Here is a 23,507-nt window from a genome sequence, read left to right as displayed (position 1 = left end):
CCGTTCTACGTCAACGACGCGACGCTCCCCATCACCACGAACCGGGAAGAGCCGCAATGACGGCTCCGAGCTGCTCACGGAGGACACCATCGATGCGACCTTCTCACGCGGCGACGGCGACCTGTGGACCGCCCAGAGGTCCGTCGATAAGGGCGAGCCCGAGGAGACCGCCGTGGAGTCGATGACGTACGCGGGCCGCTGAAGGGCGGGCGAGAGCCGAGCGGGGCACGGTCCGTGGAGCCGATGCGCTGACGGGGAGCCCGCCGCCACGTACGATCCGCACAACTCCCGAGCAGAGGTGGGCACCATGAATCGTCTGGACATCGTCAGCACCGTCGCCGTCGCCGATGCCCTCGGAGCACCGTACGAGCTGGGCCTGCATCCGGGGCCGGGGCTGTCCTCGAGCTCGTTCACCATCGACACCCCGGAGGGGGCGGTGCGGCCGACGGTGCGGATACTCGGCGGTGAGGCGCCATACGGGACCTGGACGGACGACACCCAGATCGTGCTGATGGTGCTCGATGCCCTGCGCCGCGCGCCCTCACATCCGGTCGCTGCGTACCGGGAGAACCTCATCGACTGGGAGCGCGGGGCGTTCACCCCGGCGGGCGAGAGGCTCGACGTGGGCATCCAGACCAGCAGCGCGATCGCGGACCTGAAGCGCGGTGTCGACCCCGCGCCGACGACCTCCTCAGGCAACGCATGCCTCATGGTCGCGATCGGGGTCTTCGCCCGCGGCAACGGCGCCGAGCATCTCGAAGCCCTGGTGCGCACCACCCACCACAGCGACAAGGCGGTCCACGACGCACAGCAACTGCTGGAGATCCTCGACGACGCCCGCGACGGGATCGAGCCGGTCCCGACGGTCGACGTGTCTCTGCTGCCGACGATGGAACCGACCGGCTTCAGCGAATCCACGCTGTACCTGGCGCAGTACGCCCTGCAGACGACGGAGTCGTTCCTCGAGGGCATGGACTCGATCACCACGGCCGGCGGCGATACCGATTCGATCGGCGCGGTCTACGGGGCGCTGTGCGCCGTCTCCGGCCGCGAGGCGCCGCAGGAGCTCAGGGAGTCACTGGTCGCCGCTGAGCTGCTGGAGCGGTTCGCCGGGTGACCGGCCCCTTCGCTGCGGGGCAGGAACGGTCCCGGCGGCGCGGCCCTCCGCTCACGACAGCCATTAAGCGCTGTCCCAGGGACGACGCATGACAAATGCTGTTCTGCAGTTGGGTTCTGCCGACGATCGTCTCTTGACCCGATGGTGCGGACACAGCGTCTACTGGATGCATGGACTCCACCGCGCGGACGCGTCCCACCCGTCCCGGCTGGCCCGAGATCCTCCTCGGCGGCCTCGTCTACCTCGCCGCGTTCGGCATCGTCGCCGTGGCTCTCCCCCGCATCGGCGATCCGGCGCTCGCGGGCATCGTCGGGCTCGTGGTCTCCGGGGCGATGGGGCTGGCCGCCTTCGCCGTCGCAGCACTGCTCCGCATCCGGGGCCTGAGGGCATTCGGCATCCGCCGAGCGAAGCTCCCCCATCTCCTCGCCGGAGCCGGTCTCGGAGTCGCGGCCTACGTGGTCGGCACGGTCCTGTCCATCGGCTTCATCCTGCTCACAGGATTCACCGAGAACGTGCAGTCGAGCTACCAGGCGGGGGCCGCGGCCGGCGCACTCGGGCTGCTGCTGTCGCTCGCCGCCGGGGCGATCATCACACCGCTCGGCGAAGAGGCCTTCTTCCGCGGTGTGCTCGCCAATGCACTGCTCGGGACGATGAGGCCCTGGATCGCGATCGTCCTCAGTGCCTCAATCTTCGCCGTGGCCCATGGCCTCAATCCCGTGCTGCCCACCGCATTCGTAGTGGGCCTGGCCTCGGGGCTCCTGTTCCATCGCACGGGCTCGCTGTGGCCGAGCGTGGTCCTGCACGGGTTCAACAACCTCACGGCGCTGCTCGTGCCCCTGGTGGCCGCACAGCTGGTCCAGGCGAGCTGACCAGGTCAGATCTGTGCGGCACGCGCACCCCGATCCGTCAACTCGGACATCACCTGCCTGGTCATCACCCCTGGACATGCATGCTCTACTGGACGTATGAATACTCTTTCCTCCACCCGCCGCCGGATGACCCGTGACGAGGCGCTCGCCTGGAACACCGAGTGGTCTCCCGCCGACGTCACGCTGCTGGAGGAGAACTTCGACCGGGTCGGAGCGCACACCTTCTACCGCACCCAGTCCAACGGCAGCCTCACCGTGCAGGACAAGGCCGGCAAGTCGCTGATGTACATCCACCCCGGCTATGTGTCGTTCCCGGAGGGCCTGGCCCCGGAGGACCGTGCGAAGGCCGAGGTCCACGGCTTCGATCTCTCGACCGTGCAGACCGGCGTGAAGGTGCCCGTCAAGGGCGAGGAGCAGCTCACGATCTGCCCCGACTGCTTCTATGCGATGCCGTACACCGGAGTGTGCGACACCTGCGGCTGATCCGCGACATGATGGGTCCTTCCGCTTCAGGAGGACCCATGATCACCAGCATCGGCCGACGGCTCACCCATGTTGTGTCCGTCGGCCTTCTGCTGTCCCTGGCCGCCTGCACCGGCGCCGCTCCCCCGCTGCCCGCCGACGGCGCCGTGTCCCACTACGAGGATGTCGCCACCGAGCTCGCGGCGGCGATGGCGGTGGACGGCACCGCCTGGGTGCTCGCCCCGAAGACCCGCAAGGTCGCGGCCGACGAGGAGAGCTGCCTGTACACGCCGGGCACGTGGACCCCGGAGGAGCGCCTCCCCGCCCCGCCCGACGAGGATTCGTGGGGACCCCGCATCGCAGCCGTCAATCCGGTGCTCTCGCAGTACGGCTTCGAGGAGATCGACAGCGTGACGCCGAACGGCGGCCGCTCCATCCTGAAGACCACCGACGAGCTCGGGGCCACCGTGACCATCACGCCCGAGGGCGAGGTGCGCATCTGGGGTGCCCGCGTGGATGCCGATCCGTGCACGGCGGCGACGCTCGGCATCCAGTGAGCACGCCGTACCAGAACTCGGTCCAGGAGCCCAGCGTCCCCTGAGCCCGTCAGGATCGCGGGCCAGCTCCGGACCGTCGGGCCTGCTGCTCGAAGAACGTCGGCGAGCGACGCACGTCGACCCCGCCCACCTTCTCGGCCTCCGCGGCCAGCTCGAACGCCCGCGTCTCGGGCAGGTACGGGAGGTTGTGCGGGCCGACCTCGCGGAACAGGGGCCCGGCGCTCGGGATCGCCCCGTGGCTCCCGATGCTCGTGATCTCGAGACGGCGGTTCAGGCGGTTGCCGAGATCCTGGTCGCGGAACGGCGGAACATCCGGCCAGGTGATCACGACGGTGTGGCGGTCGAGCACCTCGATCCGCTCGATGTTCGCCCAGGGCACCAGGCCCTGGCCGTGCAGGATGTCGAACCAGCCCTGCGCAGTGATCGTCGCGCTGCGGGCCTCGTCGGTGCGCAGCACCCGTACCAGGCGGGGCGCGAGGATCGCGATGCCGAGGATCGGGGCCCACACCAGCAGCAGCCCGACCCACCACGAATCGCTGCCCTGCGCGATCACGGCCAGGATGCCGATCAGCAGCAGGATGCAGGCGACCAGGGCCCAGGCGAGGCTGGCGATGTTGAGCCAGCGTCTGCTTCGCGAGGGAGCGAGCGCGTTCGGATCCGGGGACCAGTGCGCCTCCAATCGCAGGGCACGGACCTCTGCGGCTGTGGGGGCGAATCCTTCCGCGGCCCAGCGAGTCACGGCCTGCTGCGCCCCGGGGCGCCAGCGCACCCCCGCGCCGAGCCCGTCGGCCGGGCGCCCGAGGAAAGCGGCGGCATACGGCGCCTGCCGCACCACACCGATCTGTTCCCACGGCACCGGGTGCCGAATCTCGTCATGGCCCTGGGTGATCATCAGCCCCGACGGGGAGACGGCGACCACGCCCGCACCGTCCGCGTAGAGACGGCTCAGCCGCGGCAGCGCGGTCGCGGTCGGGAGGGCGATCAGCACGGTGAGCATCACGGGGGCGAGCACCCAGCCCGGCGCGTCCAGGGACGCGAAGATCCCGACGGCGACGAGACCGCTCACCGTCAGAGCGAGCGCGATCCATGAGACGACGATCGCGACGCCACGAGGACGGTTCGCCACGATGACCGCCTCGCCGAGCCGGCGGGGTTCCCGCACCTCCCGGTGGAACCCGGTAAGGGTGCTCGCCCAGATGATCGTGCCCAGCATCAGCACCACGAGGGTGACGGCGATGCGGAACCCGACTCCCTTGTCGCCGTCCCCGAACGGCACGGCGCCCAGGATGAGCAGGAACAGCACGGAGAGGACTCCGCGCACCGGCGGGATCGACAGGCACCCCATCGATGTCCGCGGGCTCATCGTCGGCACGCTCCTGCCCGGTCGGAGGCCACGAGTTCCAGGAGGCAGACGGGCGAAGGCATGAGAGGGAGCGAGAACTGCACGCCGATACGGTACGCCCCGCCGGCCGGGTCCTCAGGCGATCGGCTTGCGCACGAGCAGGCCGTAGCAGACGCCACCCAGCACGGCGATCACGCCGGCCACCAGGAACGACGGGGTATAGGAGCCAGTCGCATCGACGACCACGCCGGTGACGATGGGTGCCAGGGCGCCTCCGAAGTAGCCGCCGAAGTTCATGATGCCGCCGAAGCGCGCGGCGTGGGAGTCCGGGACGATGTCCGAGGAGATCGCCCAGGACTGGGCCTGCGCGGCCGCGACGATCGCCAGGGCGAGGCTGAGCACCAGGAGTGCCAGGGCGAGGTTGTGGACGAAAGGCACGATGCACAGGAGCACGCCGAGCGCGACGCAGCCGCCCACCAGGATCACCTTCTTGGAGAGCATCGAGCTGAGCTTGTATCTGCGCGCCAGCACGACCGTGACGCGGCCGGCGAAGATCGCACCGAGGGCTGCCGCCAGGTAGGGCACCGCGGCGACCCAGCCGGTGCTGGCGATCGACACGCCGAGGGTGTTCTGCAGGAACAGCGGCAGGAAGGTCAGGAAGATGTTCCAGATCCAGATGGTGCTGAAGAAGCCGAGCATCAGGCCCCAGGTCTGCGGGTAGGTGAAGAACCTGAGCCAAGGGATCTTCACGGGCTCCTCGGTGGCGTCGTCACGGCCGGCCAGGATGTGGCGGTACTCGTCGTCGGAGAGGTGCTTGGAATCCTCCGGGGCCCGGTAGAAGGCCCAGAACGCCACGGCGAGGAGGACACCTGCTGCGCCGATGATGAGGAACATCGAGCGCCAGCCGAAAGTCAGCGTCAGCAGCGTGAGCAGGGGCGGAGCGATGGCCGAGCCCCACTTGGATCCGGAGTCCCAGATGCCGGCGGCCTGACCGCGCTCCTCGCGAGGGAACCACTGGGTGGCGATCTTGCTCGAGTTCGGGGAGTTCGGGGACTCGCCGATGCCCAGCAGCACGCGGAAGGTCAGGAAGTGCGCCATGGTGTGACCGAAGGCCATCAGTGCTGTGGCAGCAGACCACATGCCCATCGCGACGAAGTACATGCGTCGCGGCCCCACCTTGTCGATGAGATAGCCGGCAGGCAGCTGGCAGAACGCGTAGGTCCAGGAGAAGACGGCCCCCATGAGGCCGATGTCGGTGTTGGTGAGGCCGAGCTCCTCCATCATGAAGGGCGCCGCGATCGAGATCGAGCTGCGATCGAGGTAGTTCAGGAGACCCGCGAGAAGCAGCCATCCCAGGATCAGAAAGCGCATGTTGCGCACTGCACGGTACTTCCGCGCGGGTCGTTTCGCTCGCGTCGTGGACGTCGATGTCATCGGCTGAATACTCCTTCGTAGACAGGGTGCCGCGGCGCGATGCCGCGCTGCGGGCGCGGTCCGTTCTCGGACAGCAGTGATCGAGGGTGGGGTGCCGTGGAGGGTGGAAGACCTCGTCGGTCTTTTCGTCGCACTGTGCTCCACGACACGACTCATGGATCCTATAGGACTTGTGTGCGATGTCAAGAAGATCACTCATCGCCTTTCCGCGTCGCTCCGCATATGCCCAGCACAGAGGGTGTCGGGGTGCGAAAGGCCCCCGAAAGCTGTAGGGGCGATGCGATCGGAAGGTGGTCCACCTATAGGATCGTGTCCCTTAAGCGTTCCCGCGGGAACGTTCCTCTCGTTGTCCACCCTCCCGGAGCTACCGGCCGTGGGGGCTTCAGCAGCTCTCGTAGAGGTACCCGGGCTCGCCGCTCGCGACCAGCTCCATGTCGCGCAGGATCGTCAGCGGCGCCCGGTCCGGATCCGCGCAGATGTCGGCGAAGCTCAACCCGCCCTCGGCGAGGCTCTCCGGGTACTCGATCTGCAGCACGTGCTCGCCGTAGACGTCCGTGTAGGCGGAGCACTCGTCGTATCTGCCGCATTCCTCGGTCACCGCGAGGTCGAAGCCGAGCTCGGTGTGGGCCGTCCCGGCGATCTCCGCGGCGTTCTTCTGGGCGATGGCCAGGCCGGAGGCGTGGGCGATCTCGACGTACCGTGCGGCGAGGCTCCGGGCGCCGTCCTCGTCGATCGCGTCGAAGCGGGTCCAGGTGTCGAGGTTGTCGATCTCCACCGCGTCGAATCCCGACTCGGCGCAGCCGGTGAGAACAGGTTCGAGGAGGTCGAGGATCCCTGCTCGCTGCTCAGCGGTCGAGGGATCCAGCACGTACTCGTCCGGCCAATCCGGGTCGGTGACGAGGTCACCGGCGGCATCGCTCAGCAGCAGTTCGGGATGATCGAGCCAGAGGGCAGCCTCGTCGGGCTGGGTCTGGAAGCCGTTGACGTAGCAGATGCTGTAGGCGCCAGGCTGCGGCTGCGCGCTCGCGTCGCGCACCACGACGGCGACGTCGGCCTCATAGGCCCCGCCGAGCTGGTAGTCGAAGCCGCCGGTGGACGGCGGGAGCGCCACGCCCGCAGCATCCGCGGCGTCGGTCGGCGGGGCCGACGGCTGTGGGGCCTCCGCCCCCGCACAGGCGGCGAGGGCGAGAAGGGAGAGGAGCACGGCCGTCGCTCGGGTGACTCGGGCCTGCCTCTCCGGGGTGATGCTCATGAGTTCCGGCGTGTCATCTCGTACGGCACCTCGAAGTCTCGTGCGGCTCGGCGTGCACAGGCGAGCGTGTCCTCGAGCGTCGGATAGATCAGCGTGCCACCGGCCAGCTGCACCTCGAGGCCGTCCTCGGCAGTGCGCAGAGCCATGATCTGGTCGAAGGGGATGAGACCTCGATCGTGCAGCACATCGAACCATCCGTGCCGGCTCACGCCGGCGTCATGCCGCTCCCGGCGCACCGCCCGGATCGCCTGGACCACGAAGAGCGGGACCCCCACCACAGGGATCCACCCGAAGGCGAGGAGCACGAACCAGTTCCCGTCCCGCAGCGTTCCCTCCATGACCAGCGCGCCGAACAGGAGCACTCCGAAGAACGCCATGATGAGCGCCATCCAGAGTGAGCGTACGAAGCGCCCCCACCGCACTGCTCGAGTGGGTTCGCGAGTGCGCGGATCCGGTGACCACGCGGCGTCCAGGTGCAGGGCGCGGGTCTCCACGAGGGTGGGCAGGAACCCCTCGGTCATCCATCGCGCCACGGCCTCGCGCGCCCCGGGGTGCCAGCGGACATCGGGTGCGACCAGCGCCTCGAGGCGGCCCAGCGACTCACGGATCTCGTCGGGTTCCGGTCGCCGAGCAGAGAGCTCCGGGAACGGCTCCGGCTCCTCGTCCGGGTGTTCCGTGGAGATCACTCGAACGCCTCGCGTCGAGACGCCGATGCCGCCTGCGCGCGCCGACCTCCTCCGGCTGCGGCTCGGCAGCGCCGTGGCGACGATCAGCCCCGCCAGAGCTGCGGCGAGCACGACGGCCCTCAGCGGCGCAGGGGCGGGCCCGGCGAAGGCCGCCCCGGCGATCGGCGTCGCGACCGCCGTGAGCACCAGGCCGGCCCACGAGAGTGCCACCGCGAGGGGGCGCGGCCGCGAGGCGACGGTGAGCAGGCCGTCCGGCCCGTCGGGCGGTCGCAGGTCCCGGAGGAACCCCGACAGCGTCGTCGACCAGACGTAGACCGCGGCAAGGAGGATCACGGCCTCGATGGCCAGGATCATGGCCAGGTCGTCGATCCCGCGCGCGAGCCACCCCATTCCGAGCAGGAGCGCCACGGAGAGCGTGCCCTTGACCGGCGGCCAGTTGTAGAACCGTTCGTTCGCGGACACCGGGTCAGCGCTCGCAGCAGTCGAAGGGAATCATCATCACCGCGCCATCGTATTCGCCCCTCCCCTCGCTCCTACCCGGATACTCCGACCCCACCAGCGACGACGCCGGCGGCGGCGAGGTGCTGCAACGGGTGCTCGGGACGGCCTGAGCAGTCCGGCCGTCGGCGAGTGGACCGCACGGGCGCCGCGGCACGACGGGGATCACGTGACGCCTCGCGCCCGTTCCTCGGAGTCCCGCGACGCCGTGGCCGCTGCTGGATTCGTCCGCAGACGTCCCGCTACTTCGTCTTCTCGCGCAGCACCGCCCGGCAAGCGCGGAACTCGTCCTCGTCGATCTCCCCGGTGGCGTAGCGCTCCCCGAGCGTCGACTCGGCGTCGCGGCGGGGAGCCTCCGCGTGCCAGCGGCGTCGGCGCACCGCTCCGGTGATGATGAATGCGGCGACGAGCAGCAGGAAGAGCAGCGGGAAGAACGGGAAGAAGAAGTGCGGTCCGTTCCAGGCGCCGTCGCCGTACGGGCCGCCTACGGTCAGCTGGGTGATGGTCTGGGTGATCATGGGAGGGATCCTCTCGGTTGATGGTGATCCCACCCTCCTGCGGATCGACGCCGTGGCCATCTGCCCGGAAGCGGCATCGCGGCTACGTCAGCGGGCGCAGTGCCGGGGCCGACGGGTCTCAGCCGGGGAGCACGGCGTGCACCGAGAACGTGCCGTCGTCGGCCCCGATCTCCACGCTCCCGCCGACATCGGCTGTGCGGCGACGGATCCCAGCGATCCCGAATCCGTCGCGGAACTCCGCGAGGTGCGGCGCGGCGTTGGTGACGCTCAGCTCGATCTCCTGCTCACGGAAGGTCAGGTGCACGGTCGCCCTGCGCTCGGCGGCGTGCTTGACCACGTTGGTCAGCGACTCCTGCACGATCCGGTAGCCGGCGACGTCGACCGCCGGTGCCACGGGCCGACGCTCCCCGGTCAGCTGCAGCTCCACGTCGATCCCGGCCTCGCGCATCCGACCGCACAGCGCCTCCAGCCGGTCGATTCCCGGGGTGGGGGCGTGGGAGTCGGTCGAGGCGGCCTCCGGGGCGACGGCGGCGAGGGTGGCCCGCAGCTCGGCGAGCGCCTCGGCGCTGGCCCGGCTGATCACCTGCAGTGCTTCACGGGCCTGTTCGGGGCGGCGTTCGGCGATGTGCAGGGCGATGTCCGCCTGCATCTGGATCGCGGCGAGGCCGTGGCCCACCACGTCGTGGACCTCTGAGGCCAGGCGCAGCCGCTCGGCGTCCAGGGCGGTGCGTTCACGCTCGTCGCGCTGTCGGGAACGGGCCTCGAGCGTGAGGCGTCTGGCGAGGCCGACGCAGTAGGGCACCACCACCCAGGCGGAGACCGGCAGCGCGCTCACCAGCGCCGTGAGCGCAGCAATCGGCGAGGCGGCAACCAGGGCGTGGGCCAGCAGCAGGAGAATCCCGATCCCCGCGGCGATCGCCGAACGTGGCAGCGGCGCCCGGCGGGCGAGGGCGAAGGCGCTCACCAGCACGGTGACGAGGATCGGGCCGAAAGGGTTGCCGAGCGCCAGGAACAGCGAGGTCGAGCAGATGGCGAGCGCGAAGGCCGGGATCGGCCAGCGGCGCAGCGCGACCGCGAGCACGGCGAGGCCCGCGAGCAGGTAGGCCCAGCCATCGGGGACCGTGGCGGACACCCAGCTCCAGGGCCCGCCGCCCGGCCCGCCGTCGCCTGCGGGTCCCCACCTGCTGCCCGGCCCGTCGCCCGATCCCCACTGTCCTGCGACGCGCAGGGAGACGAGCACCAGCAGACCCACGGGCAGCGCGAGCAGCACGTCGCGAAGATGCGGAGGTCCCGGGCGCGCGCTCATGGGGCAAGTGTCCTCCACGCCGCCGGACCCGTCGCCGACTCTCGTGCGTACGGCGGTGTACGTCCCCTTGCGTACGCGCAGCGGCTGCTGTGCGCGGATACTGGTGCCCGAGACGAGGGAAGGACCCCGATGATCCGCGTGCTGCTGGTCGATGATCAGGATCTGGTGCGGCTGGGCCTGCGCACGCTGCTGGAGACCGAGGACGGCTTCGAAGTCGCCGGCGAGGCGGCCGACGGGCTGGCCGCCGTGGACGAGGCCGTGCGCGCCGTGCCGGATGTGGTGCTCATGGACATCCGCATGCCCGGCATCGACGGGATCGAGGCGACGCGGCGGATCGTGGCGCGTGCCGAGCTCGCCGCCGTGCGCGTGATCGTGCTGACCACCTTCGAGCGCGACGAGTACGTGTTCGAGGCGCTGCACGCCGGAGCTGCCGGCTTCCTCCTCAAGGACACCCCGCCGGCGCGGCTCCTGGAATCGATCCGCACCGTGGTCGACGGCGGGGCGCTGCTCGCCCCGAGCGTCACCCGCACCCTCATCGCCGAGTTCGTCGCCGAGCAGCGCCGACCCCTGTCCCCGCACCCGCGGATCAGTGATCTCACGGCGCGGGAGGCCGAGGTGGTGGGACTCGTGGCCCAAGGGCTGTCGAACCAGGAGATCGCCGAGCGTCTCGTGCTCAGCCCCGCCACGGCCCGCACCCACGTGAGCCGCGCGATGATCAAGCTCGGTGCCCGGGATCGCGCCCAGCTGGTGGTGTTCGCCTACCAGTCGGGGTTGGCGTGACCCGTGTCGGCGGAACCGAGCAGGCCTCGGAGACTACGGTGAGCTGACGGATCAGCTGCATCCCCTTCCCGAGAGCACCGGAGTTCCCATGCCGACCGATGGCCGCGACGAGCAGCTGCGCTCGCTCCTCACCGACGCCCTGGATCCTGCGCTGGCCCGCCCCGCCGTCCTCGGGGACATGCTCGTCTCCTTGCGAGGTGCGGAGGCAGAGGGGGTCGGGTGGGCTGAGCGGATCCTGTCCGGAGCGCCCGACGCCGGCGCCCTCGTGGGCGATCTGCTCTATGCCCGTGGCCTCACGCCGGAGAACGCCGGCCCCGACCTCGCGCCACATGTCGACTCCTGGTCCGCGCCCGGCAGGGACCGCCAGGAGCCGCTGCTGCTCGAGCACTCCGCCTTCGCCACCCCGCAGACGATCACCGAGCAGTACGACGCGATCGTGATCGGCTCGGGCGCCGGCGGCGGCATGGCGGCGCAGACCCTCGCGCAGTCGGGCCGCCGCGTGCTCGTCGTCGAACGCGGCGACCTCCCCCGCCGCAGCGACCTGCTCACCGACCATCTGCGCACCCCTCGCTCCGGCAGCGGCCTGTTCCCGCACTCGGGCCCCGGGCCGGACGCCGAGGTGCGCGAGGTGATGCTCGGCGACGGCCCGTGGCGGGACGTCGGCGCGGGCGCGGGCCTGTGGAGCAACAATGCGATGACCATCGGTGGCGGCACCCGGATGTACGGAGCGCAGGCCTGGCGCTTCGGCCCGAAGGACCTCGCGATGGCCAGCACCTACGGCGTCCCCGAGGGCAGCTCCCTGGCGGATTGGCCGCTCACCTATGACGAGCTCGAGCCGTACTACACGCGTGTGGAGCAGATGCTCGGGGTCAGCGGCGGCCCGTCGACCGATCCGTGGGAGGGGCCACGCAGCGCGCCGCTGCCCATGGGGCCTCTCGGGCGCTCACCCCTGGGGAACCTGCTCGGCGCGGCCGCCCAGCGCCTGGGCTGGGGCACCCAGCCGGTGCCGCTGCTGATCAACACCCGCGAACGTGCCGGGCGATCAGCCTGCATCCGCTGCGCGCAGTGCGTGGGCGTCGACTGCCCCGTCGGGGCTCGGGCCGGCAGCCACAACACCACGCTCCCCGCGGCGCTCTCGACCGGGAACGCGACGCTCCTGCCCGCGGCCCAGGCCTCCCAGATCCACGTCGGCCCGGGCGGCCGCGCCACAGCGGTGGACCTCGTCGGCGAGCACGACGGCACGCTCTGGCGGCGCACGATCCGCACCGAGCTCGTGGTCCTGGCCGCCGGGGCGATCGAGAGCGCCCGCCTGCTGATGGACAGCGCGAGCGATCGGCACCCGGGCGGTCTCGGCAACGACACCGACCAGGTGGGCCGGCACCTGCAGGGCCACGCCTACGGCGGTGCGGCCGCCCTGTTCGCAGAGCAGGTGGTGGACCTGCGCGGCCCCGGTGTCGACATCTCCACGACCGATCACCGCCACGGCAACGACGGCATCATCGGCGGCGGGATCCTGGCCGACGAATTCGTGCCCACCCCCGCCAGCACGCAGCGCGAGCTGCGCCAGAGCGGGCTCCTCCCGGCCAATGCCCCCGTCGGCTCCCCCACGATGGAACGGGCGATGCTCCGCCTGGGCAAGGTCGTCGGCCCCATCCAGGAAGTCACCAGCGCCGACTCCCGCGTGCAGGTGAACCCCGCCCGGCGGGACCGTCTGGGCCGCTCGATCGTGCGCCTGTCCGGCAGCCTCCACGCCGAGGACCTGCGCGGCCGGGACCTGCTCTCCGCCCGCGCCGCCGACTGGCTGCGCGAAGCCGGCGCGATCGACGTGCGACCGCTGGCTCCGATGGCTCTGCCCACCCCGCCCAGCGGCGGGCAGCACCAGGCGGGGACCTGCCGCATGGGCGTCGATCCGGGCACCTCGGTGGTCGGGCCCGACGGGCGGGTGTGGGGGCACGGGAACATCGTCGTGGCCGACGGATCCACGCACGTCACCAACGGCGGCGCGAACCCGGTGCTCACGATCTACGCGAACGCCCTGCGGATCAGCGAGGGGATCGTCCGGGCGGGCTGAGGGGATCCTCCGAAAGGGGGAGGACAGCTGCGCGCGACTCGCCTACCGTGACGTGAACGGGCGCGCAGGGACGCAGGCGCACCCGTGCTCGAAGACCCCGACGTTGGGACCCTCATGGTCGACCGCCCGCACCGCCAACGCCCCGCTCCCCCGTCACGACGCGGCGACGGCCGCACGAGCCGCCCGATCGCCCTCACCGCCATGGCCCTCGGCGCCACACTCCTCGGCGCCGGCCTGGCCGTGGTGAGGGAGCTGCGATCCCGCCCCGCCCCCGTCGGCAGATGGCGCTCGGCCGCCGGCCGTGCGCAGTATCTCGTCGCGTACGAGGCCACCCTCGCCGAGCTTCCCGAGCCCGACGTCACGCTGGACGTCCCCACCGGGTTCGGGACGGTCCGGGTGTACCGCTACGCCGGGACCGGCACCTCCCGCAGTCCGCTGCTGCTCCTGCCCGGCACCCGCTCGGGTGCCCCGGTCTGGGCCGACACCATCCCCCACCTGCTCCGCACCGCTGATGTCTACGCCCTGGACCTGCTCGGCGAGCCCGGTCTCAGCGTCCAGGACCGCCCGATCTCGAGCGACGACGACATCGCCACCTGGCTCGACCAGGTGCTCGCGGCTCTCCCGGAGGAGTCCTTCCACCTGCTAGGCCTGTCCGTCGGCGGCCGGACCGCGACCGCGCTCGCAGTGCGCCGTCCCGCGCAGGTGGCGAGCATGACCCTGCTCGATCCGGGGATGACGCTCGCCCCGCTCCCGCCGGGCACGATCGTGCGCTCGATCCCGGCGTCTCTGCCGTGGTTCCCGCGCTCATGGCGCGACGCCTTCACCTCGCACCTCTCCGGGGGCATCGAGGTGGAGGACCTGCCGGTGGCCCGCATGATCGAAGCGGGCATGCAGCACTTCCGCATGGCCCTGCCGCAGCCCGCGCTGATCGCCCCCGAGCTGCTGGCGCAGTGCGAGCCACCGGTCCTCGCGATCATCGCCGGGAACTCCACCATCCATGACCCCCAGCAGGCGGCGGAGACCGCTCGTTCCCTGATCCCGGACGTCCATGTGCACGTGATCCCAGGGGCCTCCCACGCGATCAGCGGCGAGCATCCCCGGGAGATCGCGGCCCTCGTCGACGGCTTCGTACAGGAGGTCGACGCTCGCTGAGCCGTGGGCTGAGCGGATCGGGGTCGTGTCCTGCACGTCACGTGGAGGGCCGTGGGGCGAGCGGTCGGGCGTACTCTTCCCGTGCGCTCCCGTCGGGGCGTCGTCCCTCTCGTGTCGAAGGCTCCCGCATGTCACCGTCTGAGCACTCCGCCCCCACCACAGCCTCCGATGCCGCTGGGACCGCACCGCGCGACCCGCGGCTGGACCGTCCCTGGCCCGCGATGTGGTCGATCGTGCTGGGCTTCTTCATGATCCTGGTCGACACCACCATCGTCACCGTCGCCATCCCCCGCATGCAGGCGGACCTCGGCACGGATCTGGCGTCCCTGCTGTGGGTGACCAGCGCGTATCTGCTCGCCTACGCGGTGCCGCTGCTGATCACCGGGCGCCTGGGCGACCGCTTCGGGATGAAGACGATGTACATGGCGGGCCTGGCCGTGTTCACGGCCTCGAGCCTGTGGTGCGGCCTCGCCGGCAGCGTCGAGATGCTCATCGTGGCCCGCGTGGTCCAGGGGCTCGGCGCCGGCATGATGACCCCGCAGACGATGTCGATGATCACGCGCATGTTCGCCCCCAAGGACCGCGGGCAGGCGATGGCGCTGTGGGGCGCGACCGCAGGCGTCGCCACGCTGGTCGGTCCGCTCGCCGGCGGGCTGCTGGTGGACGGCCCCGGCTGGGAGTGGATCTTCTTCGTGAACATCCCCGTGGGCGTCATCGGGCTGCTGCTGGCGTGGAAGAACGTGCCCCGCTTCTCCCGACGTGCCCACTCCTTCGACTGGCTCGGCGTGGTGCTCTCCGCCGTCGGCCTGTTCCTGCTGGTGTTCGGCATCCAGGAGGGCAACACCTACGACTGGGGCACGGTCACCGACTCCCTCCGGATCGGTCCGTTCGACACCCAAGTGCCGATCAGCGTGCCCGGCCTAATCATCGCGGGCGCGCTCATCATGGTGGCGTTCATCGTGTGGCAGGCGAAGAACCGGCGCGAGCCGCTGGTGCCGCTGTCGCTGTTCAGGGACCGCAACTTCTCCGTCGCGAACATCGCGATCGCCATGATGGGCGCCACCGTGCTGACGCTGTCCTTCCCCATCACGCTCTACTTCCAGCGGGTCATGGGCATGTCCCCGACGCAGGCCGCGCTGATGACCGTGCCGATGGCGCTGGTCTCCCTCGTCTTCGCCCCGTTCGTCGGCAGGTGGATGGTCACCCGCAACCCCCGCTGGATGGCGGTGGGCGGCTTCATCTCGCTCGCGGCCGGTCTGCTCTGGCTGTCCAGGATCATGACGCCCGATGCCTCGATCGTGCCGCTCCTGCTGCCCTTCGTGCTCGTGGGGCTCGGCAACGCCTTCATCTGGGGCCCGCTCTCGCTGACCGCGACCCGCAACCTGCCACCCTCGCTCGCCGGCGCCGGCTCCGGGGTCTACAACGAGACCCGTCAGATCGGCTCCGTGCTGGGCTCCGCCGCGATCGCGACGCTCATGAACAACCGCATCGCCGAGAGGGTCACGGAGGCTGTGCAGGACAGCCCCGATGCGGCCCTCGGATTCGGGGGCGAGCGCTCGGTGCCGACGGACGGGGATCTCCCCGAGTTCCTCCTCGACCCCTTCGCCTCCGCCATGGCCGATGCCATGCTGCTGCCCGTGCTGCTGTCCCTCGTCGGCGTCGTCGCCGCGTTCTTCATCGGCAAGCCGGTGGACACCGGAGCGTGGGAGAAGGACGCCTGAGGACAGACCCGGGGCGGGGTCGCAGCACATTGCTGCGACCCCGCTCTCACCGGCAGACCGGTCGGGTCACTCGACCTTCTGGAGGTCAGAGAAGTTGATGATGTAGTCGGGAGAGTCGATGGACATCACCTCGGTCATGTTCGAGGCGTAGTAGCACTCGTCGTTCCCCTCGGTACCCGACTTGAGCGTTCCGGAGAACGTGACGGTGTCGCCCGGGGCCAGAGCGAGTGCTGCGTCGTACAACGGGTCGCCCTGTTCGATCAGCGTGTTGTCTGAGACGTCCGAGAAAGCGTTGTTCCAGGTGCCGATCTCGATGTCTTCCTCGATCGACACAACGACGACAGCTTTCCCCTCGCCATTGGCATCAACGGTCACGACGGTGCCCACCCACTCCTGGACGGCGCCATCGGGAATCGCGGAGCACAGGGCGTCGCTCCGCACGTTGAGGACGTTCGCGCGTTGCAGATCAGTCTCGGCGCTCTCTGCATCTGCGCGCCCCTGCTCGACAGCTTCGGTCATCGCCTGTTGTGCGGCGGGCACGTCCTTGGCAGGAGCTTCGGCAGCCGGCTTCTCAGCGGGCTTCTCCTCAGCCGCAGGCTTCTCGGCAGGCTCTTCCTCTGCCACAGGCTTCTCAGCAGCCTTCTTGTCCTCGGCAGGCTCGTCCCCGACAACAACCTGATCCGCATCCTCGGGCTCGAGCTCCGCAGTCGCGACGGTCTCATCCTCTCCGGACGTCACCGGCGTATCCACACTCGTCGCGGCGTTGATGAACGAGAAGAGGAGGCTGATGCCCACCACGATCGCTGTCACGATCCATGCCACCTTCTTGTTCTTCTCATAGTTCGCGAGTGGCTGACCCTTGGCATCCTTGCCGCCGGTGAAGATGATGATGAGCAGATCTACCAATGCCCAGATACCGGCACCGCCGCAGGTGATGAGCTTCAGGATGCCCAGACCCACGAAGCCGCGGTAGAAGCGGTCCACTCCGAGGAAACCGAGGAACAGGGCGAGCAGCCACGCCACGACGAAGTCCTTCGGCGGTGCCACCGGAGCACCCATACCCGGCATCATGCCCGGGGCTCCTGGCATGAACTGCGGCTGCTGCGCCGCGTAGCCCACGTGCGGGGACCCTGCCGTGCCCTGTCCGTACGGCGCGGGAGCGCTCTGGCCGTTCTGGGGCACCCAGCCCTGTGCCGGGTTCTGCTGCGGAGCTCCATAGGGGTGGCCCGGCTGACCACCGGGAAACGGAGAACCCTGCCCCGGGGCGGGCTGGCCGTTGGCAGGCTGAGGGGGAAGGCCGCTGGAGGGCGGCGGGAGGGACGAAGACATGGTGCTCCTTCAGGAATTTGGCGCGCGAAAGCGCATGACCAGCAGAAAAGGGTGCGATCAGCGGGCGTTCCGACGTGCACGGGTTCCTGCCGCGCTGACCTAATAGAAGATTAAGCTAGCCATCCGACAGTCGATGCCGCATGTCCAGAAAAAGCCGGGCCTCATGTCAAGAGGTGCGCTTCCACCTGGGCATTCATCCGAGGCGAGACTTCTTTGGTGTCCTACATCACGACGCCGTGGCCCTGACGAGCCGAGCCTCGACCCATGCTGTCGACCCCGCCGCTCAGCGGTCCTTGCGGGGGCGGGAGACGGCATCCTTCAGCCGCGTCGGGATGCGCATTGCGCGCTGCGAACGATCCGTCGCCTCGTCGGTCAGCCGCGAGAGCGTGACGAGGCGCTTGTCCAACCTCGCCACCTGCACCTCGGCCCTGATCGCCCGCTGCTCCGCGGCGTCGGCGCGCCGCTGGGCCGCCTCGAGGGTCCTCTCCGCCTCGTCCAGGCGTCGGCTGAGCTGGGAGAGCTGCTCCTGGGTCGCCTTCTGACGCTTGGTGGCCTCCCGACGGATCGCCGACTGCGCCTGCTTGCGTCGCACGTCCCGGTCCTGCAGCACGGCATGGCGCTGCGTCGCCTCCGGGGACTCAGCGGTCCACGTCGGCCGCACCACGGGCTGGAACGAGGTGCCCTCGATCCGCCGTTCGTACGCCGCCAGGGCTGCCTCCTGGCCTGGGTCGTAGATGTGCTGGAAGCCGTTGTCGTGGATGAAGTCGCTGAGGATCCCGAACCTCTCGGCATGACCGCGGTTGAACTCGGTGAAATCGGCGTGGGCGTACAGCTCCTCCACCGATCTCGGATCGTGCTCGCCGTCGCGGATCACATAAGGGATGCCATGGTGCTGCGCCAGCTCGAGGGTGCGCGAGTCATGGGCAAGCATCACGCTGGGGGTGCCGCCCAGCACAGCGGCGATGTTGCCGTGGGCTCGCGCACCGAAGGAGAACTTCATCTGCGACATCCGCTCGATCCACGGGTAGGCGTCGATGAACATCTCCGCCCGCGCAGAGGTGAACTGCGGGTGGTTCCTGTCCAGCGGCAGCCGCGGATCGGAGCCGGCGTAGGGATCGGTGGCCCAGAGCATGAGCCCGAGCGAACCGTGCTCCTGGGCCATGTAAGTGGAGCGATAGCGGCGCTCCGCATCCTCGATGAGGTCCTGGCCGAAGGGGTCCTTGGTCTCCAGGTTGTACGCGATCTGCGCACCGCGCTCGAGCGTCCCGGGCACCTCGACCCGGTGCCCGGGCCCGTGGAGCGCGAGCGAGGGACACCCGACGACGACCACGTCGTGGAAGCCCAGGGAGCGCAGGTAGTCCGCCGTCTTCTCGCCCCGCACCGACAGGGCGCTGGACCCGTTCAGCACAGCTCGCGCGAAGCGCTTCACCGTCGGCTCCATGGCCTTGAGCGCCGCGGGGTCACCGTCCAGTGGGAGCTGCGCGCCCCCCGAGAGCATCAGGAACGGGATCTTCAGGCGTTCGAGGAACTCCGCGGTCCGCAGGAGCTGGCCCTCGAACTCGGGACGGAAGGCGTTGGCCAGGGGCAGGATGAATCCGTCGTACTCGTCGTTCACCGCATCGGCCATCTTCGCGGTGATGCGGTAGTAGTTCGCGTCGACCTCCGTGTCCCGCGTGGAGAAGAGCTTGTGCGCCGCGGCCCCGTAGATGAGATTCCCGCTGTTGGTCCCGAGCAGGTTCCGGTCCAGCGTGTGAAAGGCGTCGACGACGTCGAACGGCGTCTTGCCGAGCCGCATCAGGTATCGGGTGGTCATGGACTCGCTCTCTCTGGGATCGGAACGCGGACGGCCACGACGGGGCCGAGAGGGATCCCTGACGCCGAGGCTACTGGGCGGGGCAGGGCCACAGGTGGCCTTTGGGAGAACGGCCCCCGCCCATCCCACCTGTGAGGCACGAGACGCGCAGGCCCCCTTGCTCCGAAGTTGCATTACTGCAAAACTGCACTGGTGCAAACAGTTGAGCCCGGTCTTCGCCAGCGGCAGCGTCTCGAGACGCTCCGCAGTCTCCATCTGGCCGCCTCCGAGCTGGCCGAGGAGGGCGGCCTCGCCGCGGCGACGGTCGACGCGATCGCCGATCGCGCCGGGGTCTCCCGCCGGACGTTCTTCAACTACTTCGCCAGCAAAGAGGACGCGATCCTCGGGCTGATCCCGCCGCGCGTGCCCGACGAGGTCCCCGAGCCCTCCTCTGAGCAGGCTGCGGGCACCGACGATCTCCGTCGCGCCGTGCACCTGCTCGCCGTCACCGCCCGCTCCTCACGCATGACCGAGGGCGGCTACGCCCGGCGCCGTGAGCTCGTGGACCGCTTCCCCGAGTTCAACCACCGCCTCAAGCGCCAGGCGCAGGAGATCCAGGAACTCGTGCTCGACCAGCTCACCGTGAACGACTCCCGGCTGGGAGAACGTGTCGAGGGACGCCTCGACCGAGCCCGGGCGCTCGTGCTGATGGCGGCCTCCATCATGCGGTTCGCCTATGAGAGCGATCCCCGAATCCTCGAGGAGGAGAACCTCTCCGCCTTCGACCACTCGACCTCCGTCTTCCGTTCGCTCCTGAAAGAAGTTCGATGACAACTCGCGCTGATACCTCCGCGCGGCCGCACTCCCCCACCGAGGAGTCGACCCCCTCGACGAAGACGATCGTCCTGCTCTTCGTCGGCCTCATGGTGACCATGCTGATGGCCTCCCTCTCGCAGACGATCCTCTCCACCGCGCTGCCCACGATCGTGGGCCAGCTCGGCGGCGTCGAGCAGATGACCTGGGTGATCACCGGCTACATCCTCGCCTCGACCGTGATGATGCCCGTCTACGGGCGCGTCAGCGACCTGTTCGGCCGCAAGCCCGTGCTGATCGGCGCGGTGCTGCTGTTCATGATCGGCTCCGTCGTCGGCGGGCTGTGCAACAGCATGGCGCTGCTGATCGTGGCCCGCATCATCCAGGGCCTCGGCGGCGGCGGTCTGATGATCCTCTCGCAGTCCGCGATCGCGGAAGTGGTCCCGGCGCGTGAGCGCGGCAAGTACATGGGCGTCATGGGCGCGGTGTTCGCCGTCTCCTCCGTCGCCGGTCCTCTGGTGGGCGGCTGGCTCACCGAGGGTCCGGGCTGGCGCTGGGCGTTCTGGCTGAACCTCCCCCTCGGCGTGCTCGCGATCGTCGCGATCGTCCTGTTCCTGCACCTGCCCGCACCGATCCGCACCCAGCGACCCACGATCGACTACCTCGGCATGATGCTCATCGCCGCCGCGACCGTCGCGGTCGTGCTCGTGTGCACCTGGGGCGGCAGCCAGTACGCCTGGTTCTCCCCGCAGATCATGGGGCTCCTCGCCGCCGCGCTCGTGCTCGGTGCGCTCTTCATCCGGGTCGAGGCCACGGCCTCGCAGCCCGTCATCCCGCTGGGCCTGTTCAGGAACCGCAGCTTCGTGCTGGCCACCATCTCGGGGCTGCTCACCGGCGTCGCGATGTTCGGCGTGCTCAGCTACATGCCCACCTACATCCAGATGGTCGCCGGCGTGGACGCCACCGTGGCCGGCCTGCTCATGATCCCGATGATGGGCGGCCTGCTCATCTCCTCGATCGTCTCCGGGCAGCTGGTCACCCGCACCGGCCGCTACAAGATCTTCCCGCTCATCGGCTCGGCGATCATGGCCGTGGCGCTGTATCTGATCTCCACCATGACCCTCGAGACCAGCAACGTCGTGATGTGCATCTACATCGGCATCTTCGGCATCGGTCTGGGCCTCGGCCAGCAGATCCTGATGCTCATCGTCCAGGACGCGTTCCCGGTGCGGATCCTCGGCACCGCCACCGCCTCCTTCAACTACTTCAAGCAGGTCGGCGCCACCATCGGCTCGGCCATCGTGGGCGCTGTCTTCGCCTCCCGCCTGGCGACCCTACTCACCGAGAACCTCTCGACGGTCGCCCAGCCGTCCGATGCCCCCGGTGGGGCCCTCGACGTGAACGGGCTGACCCCGGCCGCCGTCGCGGAGATGCCCGATGCGTTCCGCATCCCGATCATCAGCTCGTACAACGAGGCGCTGCTCCCGATCGTGCAGTGGCTCATCCCGGTCGCCCTCGCCGTCGTGGTGGTCATGCTCTTCGTGAAGGAGAAGGCGCTGTCGACCAGCATCGACCGCTCCGTGGACGAGTCCACGGTGGTGGGCACCGGTGACGGGTCCGCCCTCGCGGCCTCGGCGCTCACCGAAGCCACCGTCGAGGATGCCGAGACCCCGCACGGGCACGACGAGCACGAGACCGGGAGCATCTCCGGCGACAAGGTCCCGGCGACCTCCGGCAGCTGACCTCCGGCAGTCCTCTGCTCACTCTCGCGCCCTGATCGGCGGGAGCGTCCCCTCATGGACGCTCCCGCCGATCAGTGCGAGGAGGCCCTGCGTCCACACCGATCCCGCCCGGTCGCCACTCGTCCCTGCCGACGAATACAGTGGCCACCATGGATTCCCCGCGCGCCGCCGACCCGATCTCCGCCCTCCGCGAGGGCGACGCAGCGCCGACGGACGCCGGTCAGGACGCCGCGCTCCAGATCCTCTCGACCGTCTTCGGGTACGACTCCTTCCGGGGAGAACAGGCCGAGATCATCGCGCAGGTCGCCGGCGGCGGGGACGCCGTGGTGCTGATGCCCACCGGCGGCGGCAAGTCGCTCTGCTATCAGATCCCGGCGCTGCTGCGACATGGCACGGGGATCGTCGTCTCCCCGCTGATCGCGCTCATGTCCGATCAGGTCGCCGCGCTCGAGGCCGTCGGCATCCGTGCCGCCTTCCTGAACTCCACGCTCGAGCGGCACGAGGCCCAGGCCGTCGAGCAGCAGCTGCTGGCCGGCGAGATCGATCTGCTCTACATGGCCCCGGAGCGCCTCGTGCTCCCCCGCACCATCGACCTGCTGCAGCGTGCCCAGCTCTCCCTCGTCGCGATCGACGAGGCGCACTGCGTCTCCCAGTGGGGCCACGACTTCCGCCCCGACTACATGGGCCTGTCGGTGCTGGCCGACGCCTTCCCGGACGTGCCCCGGATCGCGCTGACGGCGACGGCCACCGAGGCCACCCACCGCGAGCTCACCGAACGCCTGCGCATGGAGGACGCGAAGCACTTCGTCTCCAGCTTCGACCGCCCCAACATCCAGTACCGGATCGAACCCAAGGCCTCCCCGCGCGAGCAGCTGCTGAAGCTGATCACCGCCGAGCACGAGGGTGAGTCCGGCATCGTGTACTGCCTCTCGCGCAAGAGCGTCGAGACGACGGCGGCCTGGCTCTCCGAGCGCGGGATCCCGGCCCTCCCGTATCACGCGGGCCTCGACGCCCGCGTGCGCCAGGACCATCAGGAGCGGTTCCTGCGCGCCGAGGGCCTGATCATCGTGGCGACCATCGCCTTCGGCATGGGCATCGACAAGCCCGACGTGCGCTTCGTGGCGCACCTGGACCTGCCCAAGTCCATCGAGGGCTACTACCAGGAGACCGGCCGTGCGGGGCGCGATGGACAGCCGTCGACCGCCTGGATGGCCTACGGCCTGGGCGACATGGTCAGCCAGCGCAAGTTCATCGACTCCGGCGAGGGCAACGAGGGCTTCAAGCGCAACGCCCGGTCGCATCTGGACGCGATGCTCGCCCTGTGCGAGACGGTCTCCTGCCGGCGCGTGCAACTGCTGCGCTACTTCGGACAGGACTCCGAGGCCTGCGGCAACTGCGACATCTGCCTGAGCCCCCCGCAGACCTGGGACGCGACCGTGCCCGCGCAGAAGCTGCTCTCGGCGCTGATCCGCCTGGACCGCGAGCGCGGCCAGAAGTTCGGTTCCGGCCAGATCATCGAGGTGCTGCTGGGGCGCGAGAACGACCGCTCGCGCCAGTCCCGGCACGAGGAGCTGAGCGTCTGGGGCATCGGCGCGGAGCTGAGCGAGAAGGAATGGCGCTCGGTGATGCGCCAGCTGATGGCGCGCGGCATCGTCGATGCCGAAGGCGACTACGGGGTGCTCGTCCCGGGGTCACAGGCCGGCCCGGTGCTGCGCAGCGAGGCCGCCGTCGAGCTCGCCGTGGATCGCAGCCCGGCGAAGGCCACCCGCGCGCGACCGTCCCGGAGCGGCGGCGCGGGCGGTTCACGCGCCGCCGACGGGCTGGAGATCGCCGAGCGCGAGCGCTTCGAGGCCCTGCGCACCTGGCGCACCGCTGTCGCGAAGGAGAAGCAGATCCCCCCGTACATGGTGTTCTCCGACGCCACACTCGTCGCGATCGTCCAGTCCCGGCCCGCATCGACCGGTGCGCTCAGCGGCATTAGCGGCGTCGGGGCGAAGAAGCTCGCGGAGTACGGAGATGCCGTGCTGGAGGCCCTCGGCGTGTAGATCGTTCGACACGCGACGGTC

The 23,507-nt window shown here is 69.9% G+C and carries 20 protein-coding genes; 12 read left to right on the top strand and 8 right to left on the bottom strand.

From position 1 onward, the window contains the following. The 5 genes from ABD093_RS18150 to ABD093_RS18130 form a co-directional block, all read left to right on the top strand. Nucleotides 1-202: hypothetical protein (locus ABD093_RS18150; RefSeq protein WP_343926246.1), on the top strand; the 202-nt coding region annotated here is incomplete at its 5' end. 105 nt (nt 203-307) lie between these two features. Further along, on the top strand, nt 308-1,117 hold the full coding sequence (locus ABD093_RS18145; RefSeq protein WP_193115913.1) for an ADP-ribosylglycohydrolase family protein: 810 nt from the start codon (nt 308-310) through the stop codon (nt 1,115-1,117). A gap of 170 nt (nt 1,118-1,287) precedes the next feature. Continuing rightward, nucleotides 1,288-1,986 (top strand): CPBP family intramembrane glutamic endopeptidase, encoded by a 699-nt coding sequence (locus ABD093_RS18140; protein WP_343926244.1) that lies wholly within the window; start codon nt 1,288-1,290, stop codon nt 1,984-1,986. Nucleotides 1,987-2,082: 96 nt separating this feature from the next. After that, the gene (locus tag ABD093_RS18135) at nt 2,083-2,469 is read left to right on the top strand and encodes a hypothetical protein (protein ID WP_193115915.1); all 387 of its coding nucleotides are present in this window, start codon (nt 2,083-2,085) and stop codon (nt 2,467-2,469) included. Between the two features lie 38 nt (nt 2,470-2,507). Next, nucleotides 2,508-3,005 (top strand): hypothetical protein, encoded by a 498-nt coding sequence (locus ABD093_RS18130; RefSeq protein ID WP_343926242.1) that lies wholly within the window; start codon nt 2,508-2,510, stop codon nt 3,003-3,005. Nucleotides 3,006-3,054: 49 nt separating this feature from the next. On the opposite strand, the gene ABD093_RS18125 is transcribed toward ABD093_RS18130, so the two are convergent. From ABD093_RS18125 to ABD093_RS18100, 6 genes are all read right to left on the bottom strand, one after another. Next, nucleotides 3,055-4,368 carry a hypothetical protein gene (locus ABD093_RS18125; protein ID WP_343926240.1) on the bottom strand — a complete coding sequence of 438 codons (1,314 nt, stop codon included), beginning with the start codon at nt 4,366-4,368 and terminating at the stop codon, nt 3,055-3,057. Nucleotides 4,369-4,482: 114 nt separating this feature from the next. Beyond that, the gene (locus ABD093_RS18120) at nt 4,483-5,718 is read right to left on the bottom strand and encodes an MFS transporter (protein WP_343926238.1); all 1,236 of its coding nucleotides are present in this window, start codon (nt 5,716-5,718) and stop codon (nt 4,483-4,485) included. A gap of 445 nt (nt 5,719-6,163) precedes the next feature. Continuing rightward, complete coding sequence (locus ABD093_RS18115; protein WP_193115919.1) at nt 6,164-7,033, bottom strand: endo alpha-1,4 polygalactosaminidase; 870 nt, start codon at nt 7,031-7,033, stop codon at nt 6,164-6,166. Beyond that, nucleotides 7,030-8,181 carry a hypothetical protein gene (locus ABD093_RS18110; RefSeq protein WP_193115920.1) on the bottom strand — a complete coding sequence of 384 codons (1,152 nt, stop codon included), beginning with the start codon at nt 8,179-8,181 and terminating at the stop codon, nt 7,030-7,032. The genes ABD093_RS18115 and ABD093_RS18110 overlap by 4 nt, the downstream gene beginning before the upstream one ends. Before the next feature lie 278 nt (nt 8,182-8,459). Next, nucleotides 8,460-8,735 carry an SHOCT domain-containing protein gene (locus tag ABD093_RS18105; protein ID WP_343926235.1) on the bottom strand — a complete coding sequence of 92 codons (276 nt, stop codon included), beginning with the start codon at nt 8,733-8,735 and terminating at the stop codon, nt 8,460-8,462. A gap of 118 nt (nt 8,736-8,853) precedes the next feature. Then, the gene (locus ABD093_RS18100; RefSeq protein WP_193115922.1) at nt 8,854-10,041 is read right to left on the bottom strand and encodes a sensor histidine kinase; all 1,188 of its coding nucleotides are present in this window, start codon (nt 10,039-10,041) and stop codon (nt 8,854-8,856) included. A 129-nt stretch (nt 10,042-10,170) separates the two neighbouring features. Here ABD093_RS18100 and ABD093_RS18095 point away from each other — a divergent pair, with 129 nt between their 5' ends. From ABD093_RS18095 to ABD093_RS18080, 4 genes are all read left to right on the top strand, one after another. Next, nucleotides 10,171-10,821: a response regulator transcription factor gene (locus ABD093_RS18095; protein WP_343926233.1), complete on the top strand. Its 651-nt coding sequence runs from the start codon at nt 10,171-10,173 to the stop codon at nt 10,819-10,821. Nucleotides 10,822-10,909: 88 nt separating this feature from the next. Further along, entirely contained in the window at nt 10,910-12,892 is a 1,983-nt protein-coding gene (locus ABD093_RS18090) for a GMC oxidoreductase (protein ID WP_343926231.1), read from the top strand. Between the two features lie 84 nt (nt 12,893-12,976). Beyond that, nucleotides 12,977-14,044 (top strand): alpha/beta fold hydrolase, encoded by a 1,068-nt coding sequence (locus ABD093_RS18085; protein WP_343926229.1) that lies wholly within the window; start codon nt 12,977-12,979, stop codon nt 14,042-14,044. Nucleotides 14,045-14,172: 128 nt separating this feature from the next. Continuing rightward, entirely contained in the window at nt 14,173-15,765 is a 1,593-nt protein-coding gene (locus ABD093_RS18080; RefSeq protein WP_377802494.1) for a DHA2 family efflux MFS transporter permease subunit, read from the top strand. A 66-nt stretch (nt 15,766-15,831) separates the two neighbouring features. Here the strand turns inward: ABD093_RS18080 and ABD093_RS18075 are convergent, their stop codons facing one another. Beyond that, entirely contained in the window at nt 15,832-16,836 is a 1,005-nt protein-coding gene (locus ABD093_RS18075; RefSeq protein WP_343926227.1) for a TM2 domain-containing protein, read from the bottom strand. 541 nt (nt 16,837-17,377) lie between these two features. Continuing rightward, nucleotides 17,378-18,907 (bottom strand): polysaccharide pyruvyl transferase family protein, encoded by a 1,530-nt coding sequence (locus ABD093_RS18070; RefSeq protein ID WP_343926225.1) that lies wholly within the window; start codon nt 18,905-18,907, stop codon nt 17,378-17,380. Nucleotides 18,908-19,099: 192 nt separating this feature from the next. Between ABD093_RS18070 and ABD093_RS18065 the strand changes: the two genes are divergently transcribed. From ABD093_RS18065 to recQ, 3 genes are all read left to right on the top strand, one after another. Then, nucleotides 19,100-19,717, top strand: a complete 618-nt coding sequence (locus tag ABD093_RS18065; protein ID WP_343926223.1) for a TetR/AcrR family transcriptional regulator — start codon at nt 19,100-19,102, stop codon at nt 19,715-19,717. Then, complete coding sequence (locus tag ABD093_RS18060; protein WP_343926221.1) at nt 19,714-21,441, top strand: MDR family MFS transporter; 1,728 nt, start codon at nt 19,714-19,716, stop codon at nt 21,439-21,441. Before ABD093_RS18065 ends, ABD093_RS18060 begins: the two co-directional genes overlap by 4 nt. Before the next feature lie 149 nt (nt 21,442-21,590). Continuing rightward, nucleotides 21,591-23,486 (top strand): DNA helicase RecQ, encoded by a 1,896-nt coding sequence (gene recQ, locus ABD093_RS18055; RefSeq protein ID WP_343926219.1) that lies wholly within the window; start codon nt 21,591-21,593, stop codon nt 23,484-23,486. The last annotated feature ends 21 nt before the right edge of the window (nt 23,487-23,507 follow it).

It is taken from the genome of Brachybacterium tyrofermentans (assembly GCF_039526165.1).
Taxonomy (GTDB): Bacteria; Actinomycetota; Actinomycetes; order Actinomycetales; family Dermabacteraceae; genus Brachybacterium; species Brachybacterium tyrofermentans.
Note: the sequence above shows the minus strand (reverse complement) of the source record. Positions and strands in the feature narration are given on the sequence as shown.

Excerpts from the sequence above, each read along its gene's own strand:
- ABD093_RS18095 (WP_343926233.1), top strand. The coding sequence starts at position 10,171 with ATGATCCGCGTGCTGCTGGTCGATGATCAGGATCTGGTGCGGCTGGGC.
- ABD093_RS18090 (WP_343926231.1), top strand. The coding sequence starts at position 10,910 with ATGCCGACCGATGGCCGCGACGAGCAGCTGCGCTCGCTCCTCACCGAC.
- recQ (WP_343926219.1), top strand. The coding sequence starts at position 21,591 with ATGGATTCCCCGCGCGCCGCCGACCCGATCTCCGCCCTCCGCGAGGGC.
- ABD093_RS18120 (WP_343926238.1), bottom strand. The coding sequence starts at position 5,718 with ATGCGCTTTCTGATCCTGGGATGGCTGCTTCTCGCGGGTCTCCTGAAC.
- ABD093_RS18145 (WP_193115913.1), top strand. The coding sequence starts at position 308 with ATGAATCGTCTGGACATCGTCAGCACCGTCGCCGTCGCCGATGCCCTC.
- ABD093_RS18135 (WP_193115915.1), top strand. The coding sequence starts at position 2,083 with ATGAATACTCTTTCCTCCACCCGCCGCCGGATGACCCGTGACGAGGCG.
- ABD093_RS18130 (WP_343926242.1), top strand. The coding sequence starts at position 2,508 with ATGATCACCAGCATCGGCCGACGGCTCACCCATGTTGTGTCCGTCGGC.
- ABD093_RS18070 (WP_343926225.1), bottom strand. The coding sequence starts at position 18,907 with ATGACCACCCGATACCTGATGCGGCTCGGCAAGACGCCGTTCGACGTC.
- ABD093_RS18140 (WP_343926244.1), top strand. The coding sequence starts at position 1,288 with ATGGACTCCACCGCGCGGACGCGTCCCACCCGTCCCGGCTGGCCCGAG.
- ABD093_RS18075 (WP_343926227.1), bottom strand. The coding sequence starts at position 16,836 with ATGATGCCGGGTATGGGTGCTCCGGTGGCACCGCCGAAGGACTTCGTC.
- ABD093_RS18080 (WP_377802494.1), top strand. The coding sequence starts at position 14,173 with ATGTCACCGTCTGAGCACTCCGCCCCCACCACAGCCTCCGATGCCGCT.
- ABD093_RS18100 (WP_193115922.1), bottom strand. The coding sequence starts at position 10,041 with ATGAGCGCGCGCCCGGGACCTCCGCATCTTCGCGACGTGCTGCTCGCG.
- ABD093_RS18125 (WP_343926240.1), bottom strand. The coding sequence starts at position 4,368 with ATGAGCCCGCGGACATCGATGGGGTGCCTGTCGATCCCGCCGGTGCGC.
- ABD093_RS18115 (WP_193115919.1), bottom strand. The coding sequence starts at position 7,033 with ATGAGCATCACCCCGGAGAGGCAGGCCCGAGTCACCCGAGCGACGGCC.
- ABD093_RS18060 (WP_343926221.1), top strand. The coding sequence starts at position 19,714 with ATGACAACTCGCGCTGATACCTCCGCGCGGCCGCACTCCCCCACCGAG.
- ABD093_RS18105 (WP_343926235.1), bottom strand. The coding sequence starts at position 8,735 with ATGATCACCCAGACCATCACCCAGCTGACCGTAGGCGGCCCGTACGGC.